This window comes from Serratia nevei (assembly GCF_024160145.1).
GTDB lineage: Bacteria > Pseudomonadota > Gammaproteobacteria > Enterobacterales > Enterobacteriaceae > Serratia > Serratia nevei_A.
Genome location: NZ_JAMYWQ010000006.1, coordinates 1 through 22,578, shown reverse-complemented (window position 1 = coordinate 22,578; position 22,578 = coordinate 1). Strand labels below are relative to the sequence as shown.

The 22,578-nt window shown below is 61.6% G+C and carries 23 protein-coding genes and 1 pseudogene; 7 read left to right on the top strand and 17 right to left on the bottom strand.

Annotation, left to right across the window (positions count from 1 at the left end; translation table 11 throughout):
* Positions 1-18: 18 nt before the first annotated feature.
* Positions 19-381, bottom strand: coding sequence for a hypothetical protein (locus M6G53_RS06455; RefSeq protein ID WP_047730175.1), 363 nt, complete (start codon positions 379-381; stop codon positions 19-21).
* A 205-nt stretch (positions 382-586) separates the two neighbouring features.
* On the opposite strand from M6G53_RS06455, the gene flk reads away from it, so the two are divergent.
* Positions 587-1,615 carry a flagella biosynthesis regulator Flk gene (gene flk, locus M6G53_RS06450; protein ID WP_253329911.1) on the top strand — a complete coding sequence of 343 codons (1,029 nt, stop codon included), beginning with the start codon at positions 587-589 and terminating at the stop codon, positions 1,613-1,615.
* 4 nt (positions 1,616-1,619) lie between these two features.
* On the opposite strand, the pseudogene M6G53_RS25575 reads toward flk, so the two are convergent.
* Positions 1,620-1,706, bottom strand: a pseudogene (locus M6G53_RS25575) (rhodanese-like domain-containing protein); the annotation flags it as partial.
* A gap of 33 nt (positions 1,707-1,739) precedes the next feature.
* Positions 1,740-2,636, bottom strand: a complete 897-nt coding sequence (locus M6G53_RS06445; protein ID WP_253329909.1) for an endonuclease/exonuclease/phosphatase family protein — start codon at positions 2,634-2,636, stop codon at positions 1,740-1,742.
* Positions 2,637-2,853: 217 nt separating this feature from the next.
* On the opposite strand from M6G53_RS06445, the gene pepT reads away from it, so the two are divergent.
* Complete coding sequence (pepT, locus tag M6G53_RS06440) at positions 2,854-4,101, top strand: peptidase T (RefSeq protein ID WP_253329908.1); 1,248 nt, start codon at positions 2,854-2,856, stop codon at positions 4,099-4,101.
* Here the strand turns inward: pepT and M6G53_RS06435 are convergent.
* Positions 4,098-5,210 (bottom strand): SLC13 family permease, encoded by a 1,113-nt coding sequence (locus M6G53_RS06435; RefSeq protein ID WP_253329906.1) that lies wholly within the window; start codon positions 5,208-5,210, stop codon positions 4,098-4,100. The two genes, pepT and M6G53_RS06435, sit on opposite strands and share 4 nt — an antisense overlap.
* A gap of 154 nt (positions 5,211-5,364) precedes the next feature.
* On the opposite strand from M6G53_RS06435, the gene apbE reads away from it, so the two are divergent.
* A complete protein-coding gene (apbE, locus tag M6G53_RS06430) occupies positions 5,365-6,396 on the top strand; it encodes an FAD:protein FMN transferase ApbE (RefSeq protein ID WP_253329904.1) in 1,032 nt (343 codons plus the stop codon).
* A gap of 62 nt (positions 6,397-6,458) precedes the next feature.
* On the opposite strand, the gene M6G53_RS06425 is transcribed toward apbE, so the two are convergent.
* Both M6G53_RS06425 and fabB read right to left on the bottom strand, forming a co-directional pair.
* Positions 6,459-6,680, bottom strand: a complete 222-nt coding sequence (locus M6G53_RS06425) for a putative periplasmic lipoprotein (protein ID WP_253329902.1) — start codon at positions 6,678-6,680, stop codon at positions 6,459-6,461.
* Positions 6,681-6,894: 214 nt separating this feature from the next.
* Positions 6,895-8,115: a beta-ketoacyl-ACP synthase I gene (gene fabB / locus M6G53_RS06420; RefSeq protein WP_123892230.1), complete on the bottom strand. Its 1,221-nt coding sequence runs from the start codon at positions 8,113-8,115 to the stop codon at positions 6,895-6,897.
* Positions 8,116-8,285: 170 nt separating this feature from the next.
* Here fabB and mnmC point away from each other — a divergent pair, with 170 nt between their 5' ends.
* The gene (gene mnmC / locus M6G53_RS06415; RefSeq protein ID WP_253329900.1) at positions 8,286-10,307 is read left to right on the top strand and encodes a bifunctional tRNA (5-methylaminomethyl-2-thiouridine)(34)-methyltransferase MnmC2/FAD-dependent 5-carboxymethylaminomethyl-2-thiouridine(34) oxidoreductase MnmC1; all 2,022 of its coding nucleotides are present in this window, start codon (positions 8,286-8,288) and stop codon (positions 10,305-10,307) included.
* A gap of 41 nt (positions 10,308-10,348) precedes the next feature.
* On the opposite strand, the gene M6G53_RS06410 is transcribed toward mnmC, so the two are convergent.
* From M6G53_RS06410 to prmB, 6 genes are all read right to left on the bottom strand, one after another.
* Positions 10,349-10,630, bottom strand: a complete 282-nt coding sequence (locus M6G53_RS06410; RefSeq protein WP_197827778.1) for a YfcL family protein — start codon at positions 10,628-10,630, stop codon at positions 10,349-10,351.
* A gap of 32 nt (positions 10,631-10,662) precedes the next feature.
* Positions 10,663-11,211, bottom strand: a complete 549-nt coding sequence (locus M6G53_RS06405) for an elongation factor P hydroxylase (protein WP_162215436.1) — start codon at positions 11,209-11,211, stop codon at positions 10,663-10,665.
* A gap of 100 nt (positions 11,212-11,311) precedes the next feature.
* Positions 11,312-12,118, bottom strand: a complete 807-nt coding sequence (locus M6G53_RS06400; protein ID WP_253329898.1) for a sulfite exporter TauE/SafE family protein — start codon at positions 12,116-12,118, stop codon at positions 11,312-11,314.
* 3 nt (positions 12,119-12,121) lie between these two features.
* Complete coding sequence (gene mepA / locus M6G53_RS06395) at positions 12,122-12,949, bottom strand: penicillin-insensitive murein endopeptidase (RefSeq protein WP_038876512.1); 828 nt, start codon at positions 12,947-12,949, stop codon at positions 12,122-12,124.
* Positions 12,950-12,954: 5 nt separating this feature from the next.
* On the bottom strand, positions 12,955-14,040 hold the full coding sequence (gene aroC, locus M6G53_RS06390) for a chorismate synthase (protein WP_033635387.1): 1,086 nt from the start codon (positions 14,038-14,040) through the stop codon (positions 12,955-12,957).
* Between the two features lie 65 nt (positions 14,041-14,105).
* Entirely contained in the window at positions 14,106-15,038 is a 933-nt protein-coding gene (gene prmB, locus M6G53_RS06385) for a 50S ribosomal protein L3 N(5)-glutamine methyltransferase (RefSeq protein WP_025160157.1), read from the bottom strand.
* A gap of 170 nt (positions 15,039-15,208) precedes the next feature.
* Here prmB and smrB point away from each other — a divergent pair, with 170 nt between their 5' ends.
* Entirely contained in the window at positions 15,209-15,739 is a 531-nt protein-coding gene (gene smrB / locus M6G53_RS06380) for an endonuclease SmrB (protein ID WP_253329896.1), read from the top strand.
* Between the two features lie 68 nt (positions 15,740-15,807).
* Here the strand turns inward: smrB and sixA are convergent, their stop codons facing one another.
* A complete protein-coding gene (gene sixA, locus M6G53_RS06375; RefSeq protein WP_004936230.1) occupies positions 15,808-16,290 on the bottom strand; it encodes a phosphohistidine phosphatase SixA in 483 nt (160 codons plus the stop codon).
* Between the two features lie 129 nt (positions 16,291-16,419).
* Here sixA and M6G53_RS06370 point away from each other — a divergent pair, with 129 nt between their 5' ends.
* Entirely contained in the window at positions 16,420-16,656 is a 237-nt protein-coding gene (locus M6G53_RS06370; protein ID WP_253329894.1) for a hypothetical protein, read from the top strand.
* Positions 16,657-16,678: 22 nt separating this feature from the next.
* Here M6G53_RS06370 and fadJ read toward each other — a convergent pair whose 3' ends face one another.
* The 3 genes from fadJ to M6G53_RS06355 all read right to left on the bottom strand — a co-directional run bounded on the left by fadJ (position 16,679) and on the right by M6G53_RS06355 (position 20,649).
* Positions 16,679-18,844, bottom strand: a complete 2,166-nt coding sequence (gene fadJ, locus M6G53_RS06365; protein ID WP_253330092.1) for a fatty acid oxidation complex subunit alpha FadJ — start codon at positions 18,842-18,844, stop codon at positions 16,679-16,681.
* Positions 18,844-20,154, bottom strand: coding sequence for an acetyl-CoA C-acyltransferase FadI (gene fadI / locus M6G53_RS06360; protein WP_033653729.1), 1,311 nt, complete (start codon positions 20,152-20,154; stop codon positions 18,844-18,846). The genes fadJ and fadI overlap by 1 nt, the downstream gene beginning before the upstream one ends.
* A gap of 198 nt (positions 20,155-20,352) precedes the next feature.
* Entirely contained in the window at positions 20,353-20,649 is a 297-nt protein-coding gene (locus M6G53_RS06355; protein WP_197658651.1) for a YfcZ/YiiS family protein, read from the bottom strand.
* Between the two features lie 404 nt (positions 20,650-21,053).
* On the opposite strand from M6G53_RS06355, the gene fadL reads away from it, so the two are divergent.
* Positions 21,054-22,376, top strand: coding sequence for a long-chain fatty acid transporter FadL (gene fadL, locus M6G53_RS06350; RefSeq protein WP_253329892.1), 1,323 nt, complete (start codon positions 21,054-21,056; stop codon positions 22,374-22,376).
* Between the two features lie 53 nt (positions 22,377-22,429).
* On the opposite strand, the gene M6G53_RS06345 is transcribed toward fadL, so the two are convergent.
* The coding region (locus M6G53_RS06345) for a transposase (RefSeq protein WP_253330089.1) at positions 22,430-22,578 on the bottom strand (149 nt) is incomplete at its 5' end.

Here is a 22,578-nt window from a genome sequence, read left to right as displayed (position 1 = left end):
GAAAAACGGGCGATTAACTCATTCACGGAAAACGCATAATCGAAGGTGCACCCTGAGGGTGGGCGGTGAAATGGCGCGAGGAGGAGGAATACGCAGGCGCGCGGCGATGGTCGGCGCCAACAGCGCCAGCAGCAGGCCCAGCCCGAACAGTACGGTTTCGAACATCACCGGCGGTGCGGCCAGCAATGACTTGGCGCTCAGTTCACAGGGCGTCGGCTGCGCTTCGGCGGCGGTGTCACTGGACTGAACGGCGGTGGCGGCCGGGATCCCCAGCGTTTGCTGCAGCGCATGCAGGCCCGCCATGCGCTGGGTCATGCACGTCAGCACCACCAGGCAAGCCAGGCATAAAAACCATTTTGCAATCCGCTGCCGTTTAACCATGCCATCCTCATGTTCGGGTCTGGGGTTATCTTAGCGGCGCAGGCGCGATTAGCAACGTTTTGTCGGTAAAGAAATGTCTGAGCGGCGGTATTGATGGCGGCAATTTACAGGTATCATAGAGGGTAAGCCTGCGCTTTTCGCCGGGTACGATGATGATTCTCTCCTCCAGGCACACTGCGGGGATACACAGCGAAGGACTGGTGATATGCAACCTTTGAGTGGGCCGGGCACCCCAATCGCCGGCGAGCGCCCTCCCTCCCCGGGCAAAACGGCGGCCACTGACGATCAACCCCTTTCTCCGGCACAGCGCACGACGCTGGAGAAGCTGATCGTGAAAATCATGACGCTCAGCCCGGCAAAATCGGCGGAGATCTGGGCGACTCTGCGCCACGATCTCGGCGCCGACACCGGCGGTGAACTGCTGGCGCGTCATTTTCAACCGGCGGAACAGCTGCTGCAAACGCGCCTGACGCAGGCGCAGCAAAACCACGCCGGCCGTCAGCTGTTGCAACAGCTGGCCGAATTACTGCCGCAGGGCAACAACCGCCAGGCGGTGAGCGACTTTATTCGCCAGCAGTTCGGCCACACGGTACTGAGCCAGCTGAGCCCACCGCAGCTGCAGCAGGTGCTGAATCTGTTGCAGACCGGCGGCCTGACCATTCCTCAGCCGCAGCAAACCGCCACCAGCGATCGCCCGCTGCTGCCCGCAGAGCATCAAAGCCTGCAGCAGCAGGTCACCAAACTTAGCGCGGCCACCGGCGAAGCGCCGGCTAAAATCTGGCAAACGCTGTTTGATCTGGCGGGCGTGAAAACCAACGATCCGCTCCCGGCGCGCCACTTCCAGCTGCTGAACCAGTTTTTGCAGGTGAAGGTGGCACTCAGCCCGCAGAGCGCGCCGACGCTGAACAATCTGCTGGCGGCGCTCAAGCAGCCGGCAGACGAGCAAGAGCTACAGCAGATGAACGACTACTGCCAGGCCCGCTTCAACTGCGGCGCCAATGCGCCGCTGACGCATCCGCAAATGAGCGATGCCATTCATCAGCTGTTTGCCCGCCGCCTGGAAAAAGCCGGCCAGGCCCAGCCTATCGTCAGCCATCCTGTCGATCCGCAGCCGCTGCTCAACCCGCTGATCGCCGCCCTGCCGCTGCCGCTGCAAAAAGCGCTCAGCAAATCCGCCGTTGCGCTGATCCTGCTGCTGCTAGCGCTGGCGGTGGTACTGGCGCTGGTGTTTTAACGCCTCAGGCGCAGCCGCAGTCCTCAGCAGCCGCCCGATCGCGCAGCGATCCCGGCTGCTCGCCGATGGCCAACGGATGGCCGTCGCGCAGCCGGGACAAAAACACAACAAACGCAGGCCTGGCTTATTGCTCGGTCAGGCGCATTTCCGCCACCAGCGGCAGGTGGTCGCTCACCGCCGGCCAATGCACGCCGTTCCAGTCACCGCTGGCGTTCGGTACCGTCAGGCTGTCCAGATGCCAGCGCTGCGCGTTGCCGGTGAAGAGGTAATCCACCTTGATCTCGGCGTTTTCCGCCGGCCAGCTGCGGCCATCCTGCCCGTTAGGCATGATGTCGTTCCAATAGCGGCTCAGCTCCAGCCAGGTCACGCTGCCCGGCACATCGTTCATGTCGCCGAACAGCAGCTTGATACCGCGCACTTCGATGGTGCGATCGTTCAGCTCCCGCACCTGATCCAGGCGCATCGTCGGATCTTCCTTGGTATCGAGGTGGGTGTTGAACAGGGTGATCGGCGCCGGGAACGCCGGCACGTCGACCTTGGCGCTGAAGGCGATGCGCTGTTCGCGCTGGCCGGATGGCAGCGGATAGATCACGGCATCGCGCAACGGATATTTTGAGAGAAACGCCAGGCCATATTCGCCGCCGTCGTAATCGATCGCCCGGCCGAACACCGCCTGCATGCCGGTCAGCTTCGCCAGCTCCGCCGCCTGATCGACGCGGCCGCTGCGGGCGGTGAGCTTATCCACCTCTTGCAGCGCCACCACATCGACGTTCATCGCGCGAATCGCCTTGGCGATGGCGGTCATGTCGCTGACCTTGCCGGCGGCGATATTGAAGCTGGCAACGCGGATCTTCGGCGCCTGTTCCAGTTCGTAGGTTTTGTTTTTCAGGCCGCCCAGCGCGCTGGCCACTTCGCGGCTGTTGGCGTTGCTGTTGGCATGCCCGGTATCGGCGGAGGCCCAGGCGCTGTGAGAGAGGCCAAGGGACAGTAAGGTGATAAGCAGAGCGTGACCGGTGTGCATGAATTCTCCTTGAGGGACAGATAAGTGTTAGGCGGGCGCTTCCCGGCCCACGGCTAACACCGATTTTGCCGCAGAAACCTGCGACGATTGCCTGGTTGCTCCGCTATTTTTCGTTTCTGCGCGATGCTTCGCATTCTGGCGGTTTGCATATTGCAGCGTTGGACAAACGGCTGATTTCGTTTTAAAACCGGAAGATTGCCAACCGCGAGGAGTGCCGATGACCAGCCCGATTGCCGAACAGCTCACCGAACGTTTCTTCCGCTACCTGGCGGTGACCAGCCAGAGCGATCCCGCCGCAACCGCCCTGCCCAGCACGCCGGGGCAGCATGAGATGGCGCAGCTGCTGGCGGAAGAGCTGCGCCGGCTCGGCCTGGCCGACGTGCTGATAGACGACCACGCCACCGTCACTGCCCGCAAGCCCGGCACCCAGCCCGGCGCGCCGCGCATCGGCTTCATCACCCATATCGACACCGTGGACGTCGGCCTGTCGCCCGAGATTCGCCCGCAGCGCCTGCGCTTCACCGGCGAAGATTTATGCCTGAACGCCGAGCAGGACATCTGGCTGCGCACCGCCGAGCACCCGGAGATCCTGCCCTACCGGAACGAAGAGATCCTGTTCAGCGACGGCACCAGCGTGCTGGGCGCCGACAATAAGGCGGCGGTCACCGTGGTGATGACGCTGCTGGCCAACCTGACCGCCGCCGATCGCCACGGCGATATCGTGGTGGCGTTCGTGCCGGATGAAGAGATCGGCCTGCGCGGCGCCAAGGCGCTGGATTTACAGCGTTTCGCCGTCGATTTCGCCTACACCATCGACTGCTGCGAGCTGGGTGAAGTGGTGTATGAAAATTTCAACGCGGCGGCGGCGGAGATCCGCATCGAGGGAGTGACCGCGCACCCTATGTCGGCGAAAAACGTGTTAATCAACCCGATACGCATCGCCAACGACATCATCAACCGCTTCGACGTGCAGGATACCCCGGAACACACCGACGGGCGCGAGGGCTATTTCTGGTTCACGGATCTGGCCGCCAACGCCAATCAGGCGACGTTGAAGGTGTCGATTCGCGACTTCGATCGGGCGGCATTCGAAGCGCGCAAAACCCGCCTGGAGGAAACGGTGCGTCAGGTGGCGGCCAACTATCCGCGTGCTAACGTCAGCTGCCGCGTCAGCGACATCTACAGCAACATCAGCAACGCCATCGGCGAAGATCGGCGCGCCATCGATCTGATCTTCGGCGCCCTTGCCGCCCACGGCATCCCGCCAAAGGTGATCCCGATGCGCGGCGGCACCGACGGCGCGGCGCTCTCCAGCCGCGGCATCCTGACGCCCAATTACTTTACCGGCGCGCATAACTTCCACTCGCGCTTCGAGTTTTTACCCGTCAGCGCCTTCGTGAAATCCTACCAGGTGACCCGCAGCATTTGCCTGCTGGCCGCCCGGCAGAGCGGTAATCAGGGTTAGCTCAACAGCCAGCCGACCAGCGCGGCCCACGCCAGCAGCGGCAGCGAGTAACAGTGGAAGCGCAGCCAGATTTTGCGCTCCCCCGCCATGCGCAGCGCAATCAGGTTGGCGAGCGAGCCGATCGCCAACCCGAAGCCACCGGCATTGACCGCATAGGCCAACTGTGCGCTGGCGGGCACATAGTTGAGCAGCAAAATAGTGGCCGGCACGTTGCTGACGATCTGCGACAACCCGACGCCCAGCGCATACACCCCACCGTCGCTCAGCCCGGCGATAGCGGCAAACGCCGGCTGAAGCGGCGGCAGGCGGGTAAACAGGCCGACATCGATAAACATGGCGGCGAACACGAAAATCAGGCTCCAGTCGATCTGCAACAGCACCCGGCGCGCCAGCAACAAAAAGCCGGCGAACACCGCCAACAGCCCATACAGCGGCAGACCGATATCCAGGCACAGCAGGAAGATCGCATACAGCCCTGCGCAGCTCAGCAACAGCGGCCGTTGATAGGGGTAGCCCTCGGTATTCGGCGTTTTCACGATATCGCGCGCCGGGAAGCTGAACCAGGTCAACGCCAACAGGCTCAGCATCATCGCGGCGCCAAACGGCGCCATCTGGCCGATGAAACCGAGGAAAGAAAGACCGGAGCGGCTCCACAGCAGGATATTTTGCGGGTTGCCGATCGGCGTCAGCAGCGAACCGGCGTTCACCGCCAGCGCCTGAAAGATGATCAAACGGCCAACCGGCAGCGCCGACAGCTTTTTCAGCGTGATGGTGAGCGGAATGACGATAAACAGCGCCACGTCGTTGGTCAGAAACGACGACAGCAGCGCGGCGGAAAACACCAGGAACAACGCCAGCCGCCGTTCGCTGTGCAGCCGGTTGATGATCTTGCGGCCGACAAAGTCGAAGTAGCCGCTGACCTCAACGCCTTTGGTCAGCAGCATCAGCCCCAACAGGATGATGAGGGTGCGGCCGTCGATAAAACCGCCCAGCGCTGCCAGCGGCTGCGGGTACAAGGCGAACATCGCCGCGCCGGCCAGCAGCAACGCATGCAGGAAACGGTCTTTGACAAAGGGATGGATAAGCCGGGAAAGGGCGGTTGCACTCATGGTGGCAGCTTGAAACCTCAGCGAAAAGCATGAGCGAGACGTTAGCGCAGGCCCCGCCGCAACGCCAGCAAAATGCTATTTTACCTTTATCCGCTTTTCATTTGCCGCGCTTTACTTTATTTGTAGCGGCTTTCTCGGTTTCAAAGGACATATTATGGCTTCCCTGTTCGCCAAAGGGGCGTTGTTGAGCGCCCTGTGTACCCTGCTCGCTGCCTGCGACGACGCCTCCTCCCGCCCGCAAATCGATATCGACGGCAAAACGATGGGCACCTTCTACAGCGTTAAAGTCAGCGGGGACGTCGCTGTCGGCAAACAAGAACTGCAGCGGCAGATCGACGCGGTGCTCGAACGGGCCAACGACGATATCTCTACCTACCGCGCCGATTCGGTGTTGTCGCGATTTAACCGCAACGCCAGCCTCGAACCTCAGCCAATCCCGCGCGGCATGGCGGACATCGTGCTGATGGCCCAGCGCATCGGCCGCGATACCGGCGGCGCAATGGACATCACCGTCGGCCCACTGGTGAACCTGTGGGGATTCGGCCCCGACAAACACCCGGTCAAGGTACCGGAACAGGCGCAGATCGACGCGGCGAAGCAGCGCATCGGCCTGCAGCACCTGAAGCTGATCAGCGACAATCGAGGCGAATGGCTGCAGAAAGATCTGCCGGACATGTATGTCGATCTCTCGACGCTGGGTGAAGGCTATGGCGCCGATGAGCTGGTACGCCTGATGAACCGTAACGGTATCACCAACTATCTGGTCTCGGTCGGCGGCGCGGTCTCTTCGCGCGGCGTCAACGGCCAGGGCAAGCCTTGGCGGGTGGCGATCCAGAAGCCGACCGACCGTGAAAACGCCGTACAGGCGCTGGTAGACCTGCACGGTTACGGCATCAGCACCTCTGGCAGCTATCGCAACTACTTCGAACAGAACGGCCAGCGTTACTCCCATGTGATCGATCCGGCCACCGGCCGGCCGATCAACCACCGGCTGGTTTCCGCCACGGTGATCGCCCCGACCGCGCTCGAAGCCGACGGCTGGGATACCGGCCTGATGGTGCTGGGCACCGAGAAGGCGCTGAAGCTGGCGGAAGAAAAAGGGCTGGCGGTCTACCTGATCAGTAAAACCGACGACGGCTTTAGCGCCGTGATGACGCCGCAGTTCAAGGCGTTTTTGGTGCAATAACGCAAAAAAGCCCGGCGTTTAACGGCCGGGCTTGTTTCGTGCGCCCGCAGGCGCCGCGCCGATCATTTAGTCAACGCGATGATGCCGAGGGTCAGACCGGCGAGCGCCGCCGCGCCGCCGGCGATGGCGCCGGCAGTTTCCCAGTTATCCTGAGTGGTGCCCTTCATGCAGGTGTTGGTGTGCACCAGGCGCCCCTGGTCATCATAGACCGGAACGCAGGGGGAATCGGTGGCGCATCCTGCCAACACGGCCGACAGTAACCCAACCGCAATTAACTTTTTCATACTTCTTGCCTCGATGTTCTATCACTTTGGGAAGCTACGCCGAGCGATAACTACGCTACATGAGTATTGTATGCCCAAAGTATGTAATGACGCGGTAATGATGTGTCAGGGGATGTGATTTAGGAAAACTCCGAGCGCCATCGGCGGCGGGCCTTCGGGCAGTAAAAAGCCCGCGAAAACGCGGGCTTGATAGCTTGGTGAAGCTCAGGCGGAATTATTTCGCCAGTTTGCGCATCACCAGGGTGGCGTTGGTGCCGCCGAAGCCGAAGCTGTTGGACATCACGGTGGTCAGCTCGCGCTGCGTCGGCTGAGTCACGATGTTCATGCCGGCCGCCTGCTCATCCAGGGTTTCGATGTTGATGCTCGGCGCGATAAAACCGTGCTCCAGCATCAGCAGGCTGTAGATCGCTTCCTGCACGCCCGCGGCGCCCAGCGAGTGGCCGGTCATCGCCTTGGTGGAAGAGATAGCCGGGGTATTGTCGCCGAACACTTCGCGAATGGCACCCAGCTCTTTCACGTCACCTACTGGCGTGGAGGTGCCGTGCACGTTGATGTAGTCGATAGGCGTATCCAGATCCTGCATCGCCATTTTCATGCAGCGCACCGCGCCTTCGCCCGATGGCGCAACCATGTCGGCGCCGTCAGACGTGGCGCCATAGCCAACGATCTCTGCGTAGATGTGCGCACCGCGCGCCAGCGCGTGCTCCAGCTCTTCAACCACCACCATGCCGCCGCCGCCGGCGATGACGAAACCGTCACGATCGGCGTCGTAGGTGCGGGAGGCTTTTTCCGGCGTGTCGTTGTACTTGGTGGACAGCGCGCCCATCGCGTCGAACTCGCAGGCCATTTCCCAGCACAGCTCTTCGCCGCCGCCGGCGAATACGATGTCCTGTTTGCCCAGCTGGATTTGCTCAACCGCGTTACCGATGCAGTGTGCGGAGGTCGCGCAAGCAGAGCTGATGGAGTAGTTCACGCCGTGGATTTTGAACGGCGTGGCCAGGCAGGCGGAAACGCCGGAAGCCATAGCCTTGGTGACCACGTACGGGCCAACCGCTTTCAGGCCGCGCGGGCTGCGCATCGCATCGGCGCCGAATACCTGGAAGCGCGGAGAACCGCCGCCGGAACCGGCGATCAGGCCCACGCGCGGGTTGTTTTGATACTCTTCTTCCTTCAGGCCGGAAGAAGCGATCGCTTCTTGCATCGCCAGGAAGGCATAGATGGAAGCATCGCTCATGAAACGCACCGCCTTGCGGTCGATCAGGCCGGTAGTGTCGAGCTTAACTTGCCCCCATACGTGACTACGCATGCCGGAATCTTTCAGTTCCTGGGAGAAAGTGATCCCAGAACGTCCTTCCTGCAGGCTCGCCAGGACCTCCTGCTGGTTATTACCAATGCTGGAGACAACTCCCAGGCCAGTAATCACTGCACGTTTCATTCAATACCTCTTCCACTATTTACCTACGGGATTTTGCATCGCACTTTAGCGTACAGATGTAAGCCGAACAAGTCCGATCAGCGTTTTTCAGCTTTATTGTTGTCCAGTTTGCGCCAGGACGCCAGCGCCGTTAGAATTCGCGGCATCCCTTGAATTTCGAGCTATTGACCGTGAACCACGCCCCCATCCAAACCGCAACGCTAACCTGGAACGAACAGGGTACACCTGTTTCGAAACAGTTTGATGACGTCTATTTTTCCAATCAGGATGGGCTGGAAGAAACCCGCTACGTCTTCCTGCACGGCAACCGGCTGCCGCAGCGTTTCGCCACTCATTCACGCCCGCTGTTGGTGGTGGCGGAAACCGGATTCGGCACCGGGCTCAATTTCCTTACGCTGTGGCAGGCCTTCGCGGGCTTCCGCCAGGCCGAGCCGAACGCCGCGCTGCAACGCCTGCACTTTATCAGCTTTGAAAAATTCCCCCTGCAGCAGGCCGATCTGGCGGCGGCGCATGCGCGCTGGCCGGAGCTGGCGCCCTATGCCGACGAGCTGCGCGCCCAATGGCCGCTGCCGCTGCCGGGCTGCCACCGCCTGCTGTTGGCCGCAGGCCGCATTACGCTCGATCTGTGGTTCGGCGACGTCAACGAACTGCTGCCTCAGTTCGACGCCAGCATGAATAACCAGGTCGATGCCTGGTTCCTCGACGGCTTCGCACCGGCCAAAAACCCCGACATGTGGACCGAGCAACTGTTCGCCGCCATGGCGCGTTTCGCCCGCCCGGAAGGCAGCTTCGCCACCTTTACCGCCGCCGGCTTCGTGCGCCGTGGCTTACAACAGGCCGGTTTCCAGGTCAACCGTTGCAAAGGTTTCGGCCAAAAGCGTGAGATGCTCGCCGGCGGTCTGCCGGGCGATGCGCAACCCACGCCCCACCCGGCGCCCTGGTACCGGCGTCCGGCAGCGGACAACACCGCCGACATCGCGCTGATCGGCGGCGGCGTCGCCAGCGCGCTCACCGCCTTGGCCCTGCTGCGGCGCGGCGCTACCGTCACGCTCTACTGCGCCGACGAGCAGGCGGCTGAAGGGGCTTCCGGCAACCGTCAGGGGGCGATTTATCCCCTACTGAACGGCAGCGGCGACGCACTGGAAAGTTTCTTCAGCGCCGCGTTTCCCTTCGCCCGTCGCCACTACGACGCCCTGTTGCAGCAAGGCGTCGCCTTTGATCACCAGTGGTGCGGCGTCAGCCAACTGGCCTATGACGACAAGAGCGGCGCCAAGATCGCCAATATGCTGAAAACCGACTGGCCGCCGGCGCTGGCGATGGCGGCCGACCGCGAGACGCTCAGCGAACTGTGCGGCGTCGATACCGGCTTTGGCGGCATCACCTACCCGCAGGGCGGCTGGCTCTGCCCGGCCGAGCTGACGCGTGGCGCTATCGCGCTGGCGCAGCGCCAGGGTCTGGTCTGCCGCTACCGCCACGAGGCGCAGGCGTTGACGCGTGAAGAAAACGGCTGGCGCATCGACTTCGCCCACGGTGAAAGCCGCCGCCATGCGACGGTGATCCTGGCCAACGGCCACCGGCTGGCCGAGCTGGCGCCGACGCAAGCCCTGCCGCTGTACTCGGTGCGTGGGCAGGTGTCGCATATCCCGACCTCACCGGCGCTCGGCCAACTGAAGCAAGTGTTGTGCTACGACGGCTACCTGACGCCGGTCAACACCAACAACGGCCAGCACTGCATCGGCGCCAGCTACCAGCGCGGCGACACCGCCACCGACTACCGCGAGCAGGAGCAACAGGAGAACCGCGAGCGCCTGCTGCGCTGCCTGCCGGAACAGGCCTGGCCGCAGCAGGTGGACGTCAGCGCTCACCTGGCGCGCTGCGGCGTGCGCAGCGCCACCCGCGATCATTTGCCGATGGTCGGCGCGCTGCCGGATTATCAGGCCACGGTGACGCAGTATCAGGATTTGCAGCGGCAGAACCAGCGCGGTGAAACCGTCGCCGATGCACCGGTCTATCCCGGTCTGTTCGCTATCGGCGGGTTGGGATCGCGCGGGCTGTGCTCGGCGCCGCTGGCAGCGGAAATTCTGGCGGCGCAGCTGTTCGGCGAACCGTTGCCGGGCGATGCGCGCCTGCTGGCGGCGCTGAATCCGAATCGGATGTGGGTGCGGAAACTGCTGAAAGGACGTGCGGTTTAATTCATGGATGAGGGGCGCCGCGATGCGCCCCGGCATGGCGGTCAGGCGGCTGGGATGGCAGCCTGATAGAGGTTTTCCCACATGCCGCGCACCAGGATCTGATCCGGCGGCGAGAGTTCCCCGGCGGCGATCGCCTTGTGCAGGCTTTCTTCCACCCGCGCTTTCAGCGCTTCGGCAGTGTGCTCACCCTGCTCTTCCGCTTCGGCCACCGCCAGCGTCAGATGACCGCGCAGGTAGCCACCGGCAAACAGTTCATCATCGCTGGCGTGCTCTACCATGTCATCAATCAGCGCCAAAATGCGCGCTTCGAATTCTGCGATCATCAAATTTCCTCATTAAATAACGGGCTGTGGCGTCAGTTGAGATCTTCCGGGTACGGAAAATGCTCGGCCGCCAACGGTGGCGTATTGTAGAACGATTGCAACGCCTGAATAAAGCGCGCAGGCCGTGTGGGTATTCCCTGCTCCAGCAGCGCCAATACCCGGGCGCGCACCTTGCGCTGGAACGCGATGCGATCCGGCTCGCAGTCGCCGTTCAGGTTGTCGCAGCTGACGTTAAACGGGAAACCGGCCGCCACGCAGAACATCCACTCCAGCGCCTGCGGTTTGATCTCTACCGCTTCGAATTCACTCTGGGTTTGCGCGTCGCGCCCATCCGGGCAATACCAATAACCGAAGTCCACCAGCTGGCGTCGCGCTTCGCCGGCGATGCACCAGTGCGAGATTTCGTGCAGGCCGCTGGCGTAAAAGCCGTGGGCGAACACGATGCGGTGATACGGCAGCTCGTCGTCGGCCGGCAGGTAGATCGGCTCGTCGTCGCCTTTCACCAGGCGGGTGTTGTAGTCATCGCTGAAGCACTGATTGAAGATCTCGATCAGCTGTTCATAGCGATGACGGGTCTGCATGTCTGACATAAAAACTCGATAACCACAAAAATAAAGAGGCCATTATACCCGATAACCGATGAGGAGACAGGGGCGCGTAAGCGGCACCCCCTCTTCACCTTTAACCGTGCACCAGAGCGCTCAACCACTGCTGAATTTCCGCGCCGTGGTTGTCGTACAGCAGCTTGAGGCTCATCACCAGCGAGACGATCACGATCATCGGCCGAATCAGCTTCTGCCCGCGGGTCAGCACCATGTGCGCCCCCAGACGCGCCCCCAGCACTTGCCCCACCAGCATCACCAGACCGATGCTCCACACCACTTTGCCACCGATGATGAACAGCGCCAGCCCGCCGACGTTGGAGGTGAAGTTCAGCACCTTGGCGTGCGCCGTGGACTTGGCGAGGTTGAAGCCGCACAGCGTCACATAGGCCAACGCGTAGAACGACCCGGCACCGGGGCCGAAGAAACCGTCGTAAAATCCGACGCAGCCGCCGGCCACCAGCCCGAACGGCAAGGCACCGAGGCGGCGTTGACGATCTTCCTCACCCAGCCGCGGCATCAGCAGGAAATAGAGGCCGATGCCGATCACCAGCAGCGGCAGCATCTGCCGCAGCAAATCGGCGCGCATGTGCTGCACCAGTATGGCCCCGACGATCGAACCGATCAGCGTCAGAAATATCGTCAGCTTCTGATCGTTGAGGTTCACCGCGCGCCGGCGAATAAAGTACAGGCTGGCGGAAAAGGAGCCGCCGACCGACTGCAGTTTGTTGGTCGCCAGCGCCTGCGCGGGGGGAACTCCCGCCGCCAGTAAGGCCGGCACCGTCAACAAGCCGCCGCCGCCGGCGATGGAGTCGATAAACCCCGCCAACAGCGCTACCGCAAACAACACCCCGAGCATCTCGGGGCCGATGACGAACCAGTCCATGTGTTATTCCGCGGAGAAATGGTGATCCAGCAATGCCTGACAGGTCGGCGGTAACGGCGGCGGCACGGATTTGCCCGGCTTGGCGTTCGGTTGATGCGGCACGAACCAGCTCGCCAGCTCAGCGCCGCAGCCGTCGCCCGGCGGCGGCGTATCCTGCTCCTGGCACTCCAGGCTGCCGGCCGGGCAACGCAGGCGCACGTGCATGTGCGCCCGGTGGCCGAACCACGGACGCACCTTGTGCAGCCAGGCGCGATCGGCACCGGCATCCAGGCACAACCGCTGCTTGATCGCCGGATTGACGAAGATGCGCGTCACTTCCGCATCCTGCGCCGCCAGCTTGATCAGCGACTCAATCTGCGGCTGCCATTGGCTGGCCACCACCTGCTTGCCGTCCCCTGACACCAGGTCGATCGGCTGCGGCTTCAGCAATTGCTGCGCGCTCCAGCGTTGGCGCGGCAGCTGCAGCCAGATATCGACGTCGAGCCCTGACTGGTGGCTGGCGTGGCCGCTGCTGAAGCGCCCACCGGCCGGCATCGCCATGTCGCCGATCAGCACCGTGCCCAGCGCTTTCTGGTTCGCCTGGCTGCTGAGACGCTGAATGAACGCCAGCAGATCCGGGTGGCCAAAATAGCGGCGCTGGTCGGTACGCATCACCTGGTAGTTCGGTGAGTTCAGCGGCAACGGCTGCGCGCCGATGATGCAGCCGTTGGCGAAGCCGCCCACCGCCTGCGGCGCGCCGGCCACCGGGTGATCGATTTTCTGCCACGGCGTCAGCGCCATGGCGGAGGCCGAAGCCGTCAGGGCCACCAGGCCCAACATCCAGTTTTTCATGGCGATTACCAGCGCGGCACGTCGGAAACCACATCACCGTTTTGCGCACGCTGGCGCAGCAGGTGATCCATCAGCACGATCGCCATCATCGCTTCGGCGATCGGCACGGCACGGATGCCCACGCACGGATCGTGGCGGCCGCGGGTGACCATTTCCACCGCTTCGCCCTGGCGATTGATGGTGCGGCCCGGCACCATGATACTGGAGGTCGGCTTCAGCGCCAGATGCGCCACCACCGGTTGGCCACTGCTGATACCACCGAGAATGCCGCCGGCATGGTTGCTCTGGAAGCCTTCCGGGGTGATTTCATCGCGGTTTTCGCTGCCGCGTTTGGTCACCACGGCGAACCCGTCGCCGATCTCCACGCCTTTTACCGCGTTGATGCTCATCAGCGCGTGCGCCAGATCGGCGTCGAGGCGGTCAAACACCGGCTCGCCCAGGCCAACCGGCACGTTTTCAGCGATCACGCTGACCTTGGCGCCGATGGAGTCGCCCTCTTTTTTCAGCGCGCGCATCAGTTCGTCCAGCGCTTCCAGCTTGTCCGGGTCCGGGCAGAAGAACGGGTTTTGCTCGACCTGATCCCAGTCTTTCAGCTCGCAGGTCACGTCGCCGATCTGCGCCAGATAGCCGCGCACCTGCACGCCGAACTTCTGCTGCAGGTATTTCTTGGCGATAGCGCCCGCCGCGACGCGCATGGCGGTTTCACGCGCCGAAGAGCGGCCGCCGCCGCGATAGTCGCGCAGGCCGTATTTTTGTTCGTAGGTGTAGTCGGCATGCCCCGGACGGAACACGTCTTTGATGGCGCTGTAGTCTTGTGAGCGCTGATCGGTGTTTTCGATGATCAACCCGATGCTGGTGCCGGTGGTCACGCCTTCGAATACGCCGGAGAGAATGCGCACCTGATCCGGTTCGCGACGCTGGGTGGTGTAGCGCGAGGTGCCCGGACGACGGCGGTCCAGATCGTGTTGCAAGTCGGCTTCGGTGAGCGGGATGCCGGGCGGCACGCCGTCGACGATACAACCCAGCGCCACCCCGTGAGATTCACCGAAGGTGGTGACGCGGAAAATCTGCCCAATACTGTTTCCTGCCATCACGGCTCCTTACCGTTAGTCTTTTATCGTTATCAGGCCCGCCGTGCGGGCCCTGGAAATGCGGTTTAGCTGCGATAGAGGCTGAAGTGATCCTTGCAATCCACCAACTGCTGTTTGGTCAGCATGAACACGCCGTCGCCGCCGTTTTCGAACTCCAGCCAGGTGAACGGAATGTCCGGATATTGCTCCATCAGATGCACCATGCTGTTGCCCACCTCACAAATCAGCACGCCGTCGTCGGTCAGGTAATCCGGCGCGCAGGCCAGGATGCGGCGCACCAGTTTCAGGCCGTCACTGCCTGCTGCCAGGCCCAGTTCCGGCTCGAAGCGGAACTCCTGCGGCAGATCGGACATGTCTTCCGCATCGACGTACGGCGGGTTGGTGACGATCAGATCGTACTGGATCGCGGGAACGTCGCGGAACAGATCGGAACGGATCGGGATCACCTGGTGTTCGACGCCATGCGCCTGAATGTTGCGCTCGGTCACCGCCAGCACCTCGCTGGAGATGTCCACCGCGTCCACTTCCGCTTCCGGGAAAGCGTAGCCGCAGGCGATGGCGATGCAACCGCTGCCGGTGCACATGTCGAGGATATGACGCGGCGGATGCGGGATCAGCGCGCTGAAGCGATCGTTGATCAACTCGCCGATCGGCGAACGCGGCACCAGCACGCGCTCGTCGACGTAGAATTCCATGCCGCAGAACCAGGCCTTATTGGTCAGATAGGCGACCGGGATGCGCTCGTTGACGCGGCGGATCACGCGTTCAACGATGCGATGACGCTCGCTGGAGGTCAGACGGGCGGTGTGCATGTCCTCCGGAATGTCCAACGGCAGGAACAGGCTTGGCAGCACCAATTGCACCGCTTCGTCCCACGGATTGTCGGTTCCGTGACCATAATAGATATTGGCGGCGTTGAAGCGGCTTACCGTCCAGCGCAGCATATCTTGAATGGTGTGCAGTTCATTCACTGCTTCGTCGACGAAAATTTTGTCCAATTTGCCCTCCGGCAGGCGCTGTGTTTCATGATTTAGCCGCCTAGTTTGCCATGAAGCCCGCGACAAATCACGCTTGCCCCTCGCGCTTTTCACTCTGGCCCGAGTTTTGCGTCGACAGCGCGCATTCACAAGGTAAACTAGCGAAATAAACGATTTCCGGTGAATGCAGCATGAAGAACAAGCCCCCTCTGAGCAAAGACGAACAACAGCTCTTCAGAGAGTCGGTGGCGGGCGCGAAAAAACTGCGCCAGGACACCATCGTCCACCGCCCGCCGAAGCCCAAGGTCAAACAGATTGCCCCGCAGCGGCTGCTGCAGGAGCAGGTCGATGCCAGCTATTATTTTTCAGATGAATACCAGCCGCAGCTGGAAGAGGAAGGCCCGACGCGCTACATACGCCCCGGCAGCAGCCCTTATGAGCTGAAGAAGCTGCGGCGCGGCGATTATTCGCCGGAGCTGTTTCTCGATTTGCACGGCCTGACCCAGCTGCAGGCCAAGCAGGAACTGGGGGCGCTGATCGCCGCCTGCAAACGCGAACACGTGCACTGCGCCTGCGTGATGCACGGGCACGGCAAGCACATCCTCAAACAGCAAACGCCGCTGTGGCTGGCGCAGCATCCCGACGTGCTGGCGTTCCACCAGGCGCCGAAGGAATGGGGCGGCAACGCCGCCATCCTGCTGTTGGTAGAGCTGGCCGAATAGCCGTCGCAGAAACGACTCAGGGCGATGTCAGACATCGCCCTGAGTTTATTCCGCAGCGAATCTGCGGTTCACACTTTGGCCATCACCTGCGACGGGCTGACCTGCCATTCAAACTTGCCGTAGCTGCCGTCCGCCGGCAGATCGACGTTGGCAATCGCTGAGGTCGCGAACATCGGCGGGCACTCGCCCGGACACAGTTCGGCCACCAGATACCCCACCAGCGGCAGGTGCGACACGATCAGCACCGAGCTCACCCCTTGCATCGCCAGCGCCTGCAGATAGCTGCCGACCTGTTCGGCGTTGCCGCCCGGCGTCAGCTCGGGCAGCACTTCTTCGCCCTCCGGCAGCGTCAAGGCTTCACGCACCGTCGCCAGCGTCTGTTCAGCCCGCAGATAGGGGCTGACCAGCACGCGTTCAATATCCACAGACTTGGTGTTCAACCAGGCCGCCATCTGACGGGACTCGTCGCGCCCGCACAGGGTAAGGGGCCTTACCGCATCGCTGGCTGCCTCGAGCGCCGCCTCTCCGTGACGCATAATCAAAACTTGCATATTGCACCGCTGTTGTTGACAAAGTAACGCTATACAGAAACGCCGTGCGTGCTGTACCGCCGAGTTTTACAACCCAAAGCCAAAGCTTTAAAACGATAACGCGCCGTCTCTTTATGGCGGCCGGGCATTTTGCCTGAAAGTTTACCTAAAGAAAACGCTGTTTTTTACAGCAATCCTCCCCACGCAAACCTCGATTGCTCACAGAACAAGCAATTCAACGGGTTAAATTTTAACCTTGCCGCCATGAAATTTATTGATGACGGTCAAGCTAACTTACCGCTGCCGCTGCCTCGCTGTACAGCCTCACCGGCTGAAGCTGTTGCAAGGAGTGATGGCGATCACAACGCGGCCCTGTTGCAACTATAGTGCAAATCGGGCCGCCCTGCGTTCAGCTCCCCAGCGGGTAAAAACGTTCGCCCTGCCGCGCCATGCGCTGCAGGCGTTCGCACGGCGCGAAGTGCTCGCCGTGCTGCTGGCGCAGGTATTCCAGCGTCTTCACTACTTTCTCGGCACCGAGCTCGTCCATATAGCGGAACGGGCCGCCGAGGAACGGCGGGAAGCCGATACCGAACACCGCGCCGATATCGCCGTCGCGCGCACTGCGGATCACACCTTCATCCAGGCAGCGGGCCGCTTCGTTCAGCATCATCATCACGCAGCGCTGGGCGATGGTCGCCGGCAGCATGTGCGCCTTCGGCGTAACGCCGAGCAGCGTATACAATGAAGTGTCCGCACGTTTGCGCCGCTGCCGCTGCTGCCCCTCGCTCGGGTAGAGATAGAAGCCGCGGCCGTTCTTGCGCCCTTTGCGCCCGTCTTTCAGCACCGCATCGAACGCGGCCGGCGCGGCGAAACGCGGCCCCAGCGCCTCGACCAGAACCGGAATGATCTTGGTGCCGACGTCGATGCCCACTTCATCCAGCAGGGCGATCGGGCCGACCGGGAAACCGAAGTCCACCAGCGCCTTGTCCAGCGACTCAATCGGCTCGCCTTCCAGCAGGCAGCGCGCCGCTTCGTTGATGTAAGGCGCCAGGATGCGGTTGACGTAAAAACCGGCGCTGTCGCCCACCACAATGGCGGTCTTGCCCTGCTTGTGCGCCAGCGCCACGGTGGTGGCAACGGTCTCTTCGCTGGTGCCGGCATGCGGGATCACTTCCACCAACGGCATTTTGTCCACCGGGCTGAAGTAGTGCAGGCCGATCACCTGCTGCGGCCGCTGGGCCTTTTCGGCGATGCGGCCGATAGGCAGCGAGGAGGTGTTGGAGGCGAACACGGTATGCGCCGCGCAGTTCGCTTCGACCTCGGCCACCATCTGCTGCTTCAGCGCCAGATCCTCGAACACCGCCTCGACCACGATATCCACCTGTTCAAAGCCGGTGTAATCGGTAGAGCCGGAGATCAGCATCATCTGTTTTTGCCGCTCCGCCGGGCTCATGCGCTTGCTGCGTACCCGCTTGCCGAGCACGTCCCAGCTGTATTTCAGCGCGTGATTGATGCCGGTTTCATTGATGTCTTTGATACGAACCGGTAAACCGCCGCGGGTGGCGGTGACGCAGGCGATACCGCCGCCCATCAGGCCGCCGCCGAGAATGCCGACGCGATGCAGGGCGCGCGGCTGCGCATTGCCGCCCCGCTCTTTTTTCAGCGCGGTGGAGGCGAAGAACAGACTGCGCAGCGCCGCCGACTGCGGCGTCATAGCCAGTTCGCCGAAGGCGCGCGCTTCAGCCTCATAACCGCTGGCGCTGCCGTGATCCAGCCCGGAGCGCACCACCTGAATGATGCGCTCCGCCGCCGGGTAGTTGCCGTGGGTTTTCGCCAACGTTTTCTTGCGCACGATGCTGAACAGCAGATTTCTGCCCAGCGGGCCGTTGAGCAGGCGATCCTGCCACGGCAGCACGCGTTGGTGTTTCCAGCCCTGTTTCACCCGCTCGATGGCGGTCTGCAACAAAATCGACTGCGGCACGGCGTCGTCCACCAACCCCATGCGCAGCGCCTGGCGGGCGCGAATGTGCTTGCCGGTCAGGATCATGTCCAGCGCCTTGGCGGCGCCGATCAGACGCGGCAGGCGCTGCGTGCCGCCGGAGCCCGGCAGCAGGCCCAGCTGCACTTCCGGCAGGCCGAGCGCGGTTTTGTCATCCAGCGAACAGACGCGGCCGTGGCAGGCCAGCGCCAGTTCCAGGCCACCGCCCAGGCAGGCGCCGTGAATGGCCGCCACCACGGGCACCGGGAAAGCGGCGATCTGCGCCAGCGTGCTCTGCCCTTTTTTGGCCAGCGTTTCCGCCTCTTTGGCGCTGGTGCAGGCAGCGATCATGGTGATGTCGGCGCCGGCGATAAACGAGTCCGGCTTGCCGGAGACGATCACCACCCCTTCCAGCGCAGTATGCTGCTGCGCCCGGATCAGCACGTCGTTCACCTGTTCGACGAACTCGGCCTTGAGCGTATTCACCTTGTCGCCCGGTACGTCGATGGTGATCACGCCGATGTTGTCGGGGCGAATCGTCAGTTGAAAGGCCGACGGTTTGGCGCGCTGTTCATGCAATGCGTTTTCAAAGCTCATCATTCCACCTCCACGATCATCGCGGCCCCTAATCCGCCGGCGGCGCAGGCGGTGGTCAGGCCCAGCCCGCCGCCACGCCGTTTCAGCTCATGCAGCGTCTGAGTGATCATGCGCGCGCCGGTGGCGGCGAACGGGTGGCCATAGGCGATAGAACCGCCCAGGACGTTGAATTTGTCCATGTCCACTTCGCCGATCGCCTGGCTGCGGCCGAGCTTCTCGCGGGCGAACTCTTCGCTGGCGAACATCTTCAGGTTGGCCAGCGTTTGCGCGGCGAAGGCTTCATGCATGTCGATGAGCGTCAGATCGGCCAGGCCGATGCCGGCACGATCCAGCGCCAGCGGCGTGGCGTAAGATGGCCCCAGCAGCATGTCTTCCCATACGTCGATGGCGGCGAAGGCGAAGCTGCGCAAATAGCCCAGCGGCTGCAGCCCCAGCTCTTTGGCGCGCGATTCGCTCATCATCAATACCGCCGCCGCGCCGTCGGTCAGCGGCGTGCTGTTGGCTGCGGTAACGCTGCCGTGCTTGCGATCGAACGCTGGTTTCAGCTTGGCGTAGGAAGCCAGGCTGGAGTCTTTGCGAATGTTGTTGTCTTCAGAAAGCTGCGCGCGATAAGGCGGCACGTAGGCGGTCATCACCTCATCGCGCAACCACCCCTGCTGCCAGGCCTTGGCCGCCAGCTCATGGGAACGGTGCGCCAGCGCATCCTGCGCCTCGCGGGTGATGCCGTGGCTCTTCGCCATCTGTTCGGCGGTATCGCCCATGCGCAGGCCAGTGGAATACTCCGCTACCGCCGGCGGCACCGGCATCAGATCGCGGAACTTCAGCCGGCTGAACAGTTTGAGACGCTGCGACAGCGTGCGCGCCTTGTTGACGTCCACCAACGTGCGCGCCAGCGCCTTGCTGACGCCGATCGGCAAGACGGAAGAAGAGTCCGCGCCGCCGGCGATGCCGACGCTGATGCTGCCGGCCATGATGCTCTCCGCCACGTTGGCGATCGCCTGGAAGCTGGTGGCGCAGGCGCGCGATACGCTGTAGGCGTCGGTATGGACGCTCATGCCGGTGCCGAGCACGATTTCACGCGCGATGTTCGGCGCCTCGGGCATTTGCACCACCTGGCCGAACACCAGCTGTTCGATAAGCTGTGGATCGATGCCGCTGCGCGCCAACAGCTCGCTCACCGCCGTTTTCCCTAAATCCACCGCCGGAATGCCGTGGTAGGCAGTCGCCTGTTTGGCAAAGGGGGTACGCAGTCCATTCACAATCGCAATGCGGTCACCATGACGGGTCACCAACGGCAGTGCCTTACTCATAAATGCTCCTGAAGAAAATAACGTCAGCGCAATGGGCAGAAAGAGGTCTGACCTGATGAGGTCATTGTTAACCAAACGGTTACATTTGGCAAACCGGCAGAGATCAAAACTGCGAGCAGGCGCACTTTCTATCGGAGGCGGTGTGGGGAAGGTCATCCCCGGCGCGCGGCAGGCGGCGCCGGGGGATAAAACGGGGAGTTAACGCAGGCCGAGCTGGAAGATCAGAGTTTCCGCCTGACAAGCGAAGGTGAAATCGGCCTCCAATTGCACGCCGCCGTCAACCGGTTTAATGCTACTGCTGATGTCACAGGGATCGGATTCTACCGCACGCGCCTTTTCGCTCAGGGCCGCCAGCATCGCTTGCGCATCTTGTTGATTGCTGAACACCTGGCTGTAGGACGCGGTGCAATCGGTGTTATCCATCACGGTGCCGACATCCACGCAACAGCACGCGGCCGTTTCCTGGGCACTGCATTTATTAATTGCATCTGACATGATTAGTTCTCCTCAAGGGCCTCGGTTATCAGCCCAGATTGCCGTTTTACTCACCGGCACAAAGCCACAAAATTCTGCGGGTATTTTACTCTGCCGCACCGGCGATCACTAGCACTTACTTTTAATGGGTACTTTAAGTGATGGAAATCACAAATAAAAATGTGCGCCTGCTAAGAAACAGTCAGAATTTTGTTATTCTCCGTCGGCTTTTTGTTAAGCAGATCTCTTTTTTGATATCAGAGCGGAAATATTTCAAAAACAAACTTGCAACATTTTCACAGGTCAGACCTATACTTCAGCCACTGGTCTGATTTGTCTGAATGATAACGGACCCTACAATCCCGCGCTCCTTGTTACTTTGCGTAACATAGTTTAAATAATAAACACATAATGAGGTTTTGGTCATGAGCCAGAAAAACCTATTCACTAAATCAGCTCTCGCAGCTGCAGTGGCAATTATTTCTTCAAACGTGTCTGCCGCAGGATTCCAGCTGAATGAGTTTTCATCAGCTGGTTTAGGGCGTGCGTATTCTGGCGAAGGCGCCATGGCGGATACGGCGGCTTCCGCCAGCCGCAACCCAGCCCTCCTGACGATGTATACCCGCCCGGAACTCTCGATCGGGGCGGTCTTTATCGATCCGGACGTAGACATTTCCGGCAAATCCCCTTCGGGGGCCAGCCTGGATGCGAAAAACATCGCGCCGACCGCCTGGGTGCCGAACCTGCATTATGTGCAACCTCTTAACGACCAATTCGCCGTTGGCGCCTCGGTCACCAGCAACTTCGGTCTGGCGACCGAATTCAACGACGGTTACACCGCCGGCGCTTATGGCGGTAAAACCGATCTGCAAACGGTGAACCTGAACCTGAGCGGCGCTTACCGCCTGAATCAGCACTTTAGCTTCGGTCTGGGCTTCGATGCGGTGTACGCCAAAGCCAAACTGGAACGCTACGCTGGCGAATTGCCGCAGCTGCTTGCCGGTTCAGGTAAGCTGCCGACGCCGTTGGTCGGCCCGGTTTCACAGATCCCGGCCGATACCCAGATTTCGCATCTGAAAGGCGACAAATGGGGTTACGGCTGGAACGCCGGCATCCTGTATGAAGTGGACGAAAACAACCGTTACGGCTTCACCTATCGCTCCGAAGTCAAAATCAAGTTTGACGGCGATTACAAAAGCAGCCTGCCATCGGCCTACAACGACTTGCTGGGTTCCTACGGTCTGCCTTTAGGCACCAACGGTAACACCATCCCAGGTTCTTTGGACCTGAACCTGCCGGAAATGTGGGAACTGTCGGGTTACAACAAGGTTGCGCCAAAATGGGCCATTCACTACAGCCTGGCCTACACGACCTGGAGCCAGTTCCAACAGCTGAAAGCGACCGGCAGCAACGGTAAAACCCTGTTCGAGAAGCATGAAGGCTTCCGTGACGCTTACCGCATCGCACTGGGCACCACCTACTTCTATGACGACAACTGGACCTTCCGCGGCGGTATCGCCTTCGATGACAGCCCGGTACCGGCCCAGAACCGCTCGATCTCCATCCCGGATCAGGATCGTCTGTGGCTGAGCGCCGGTACTTCCTACGCGTTCAACAAAGACGCCTCGGTTGACGTCGGTGTTTCCTACATGCACGGCCAGAAAGTGACCATCAACGAAGGCCCATACACCTTCAGATCCGAAGGTAAAGCCTGGCTGTACGGCGCCAACTTCAACTACCGCTTCTAATCTCGCGGTTTGATATGGATGCCAAAGCGCCCTCCGGGGCGCTTTTTTTTGGTTCATCGCGTTTTACCGGGGAATGCTGCTTTGATTTTCAGGAAGAAGTAAGCGTTATCCCGGTATCCATAAGCCATCCGCTTCATCACCTTTATCTTATTGTTCATCCCTTCCAGCACGCTGGTATTCAACCGGTGTCTGGCACTCGCGA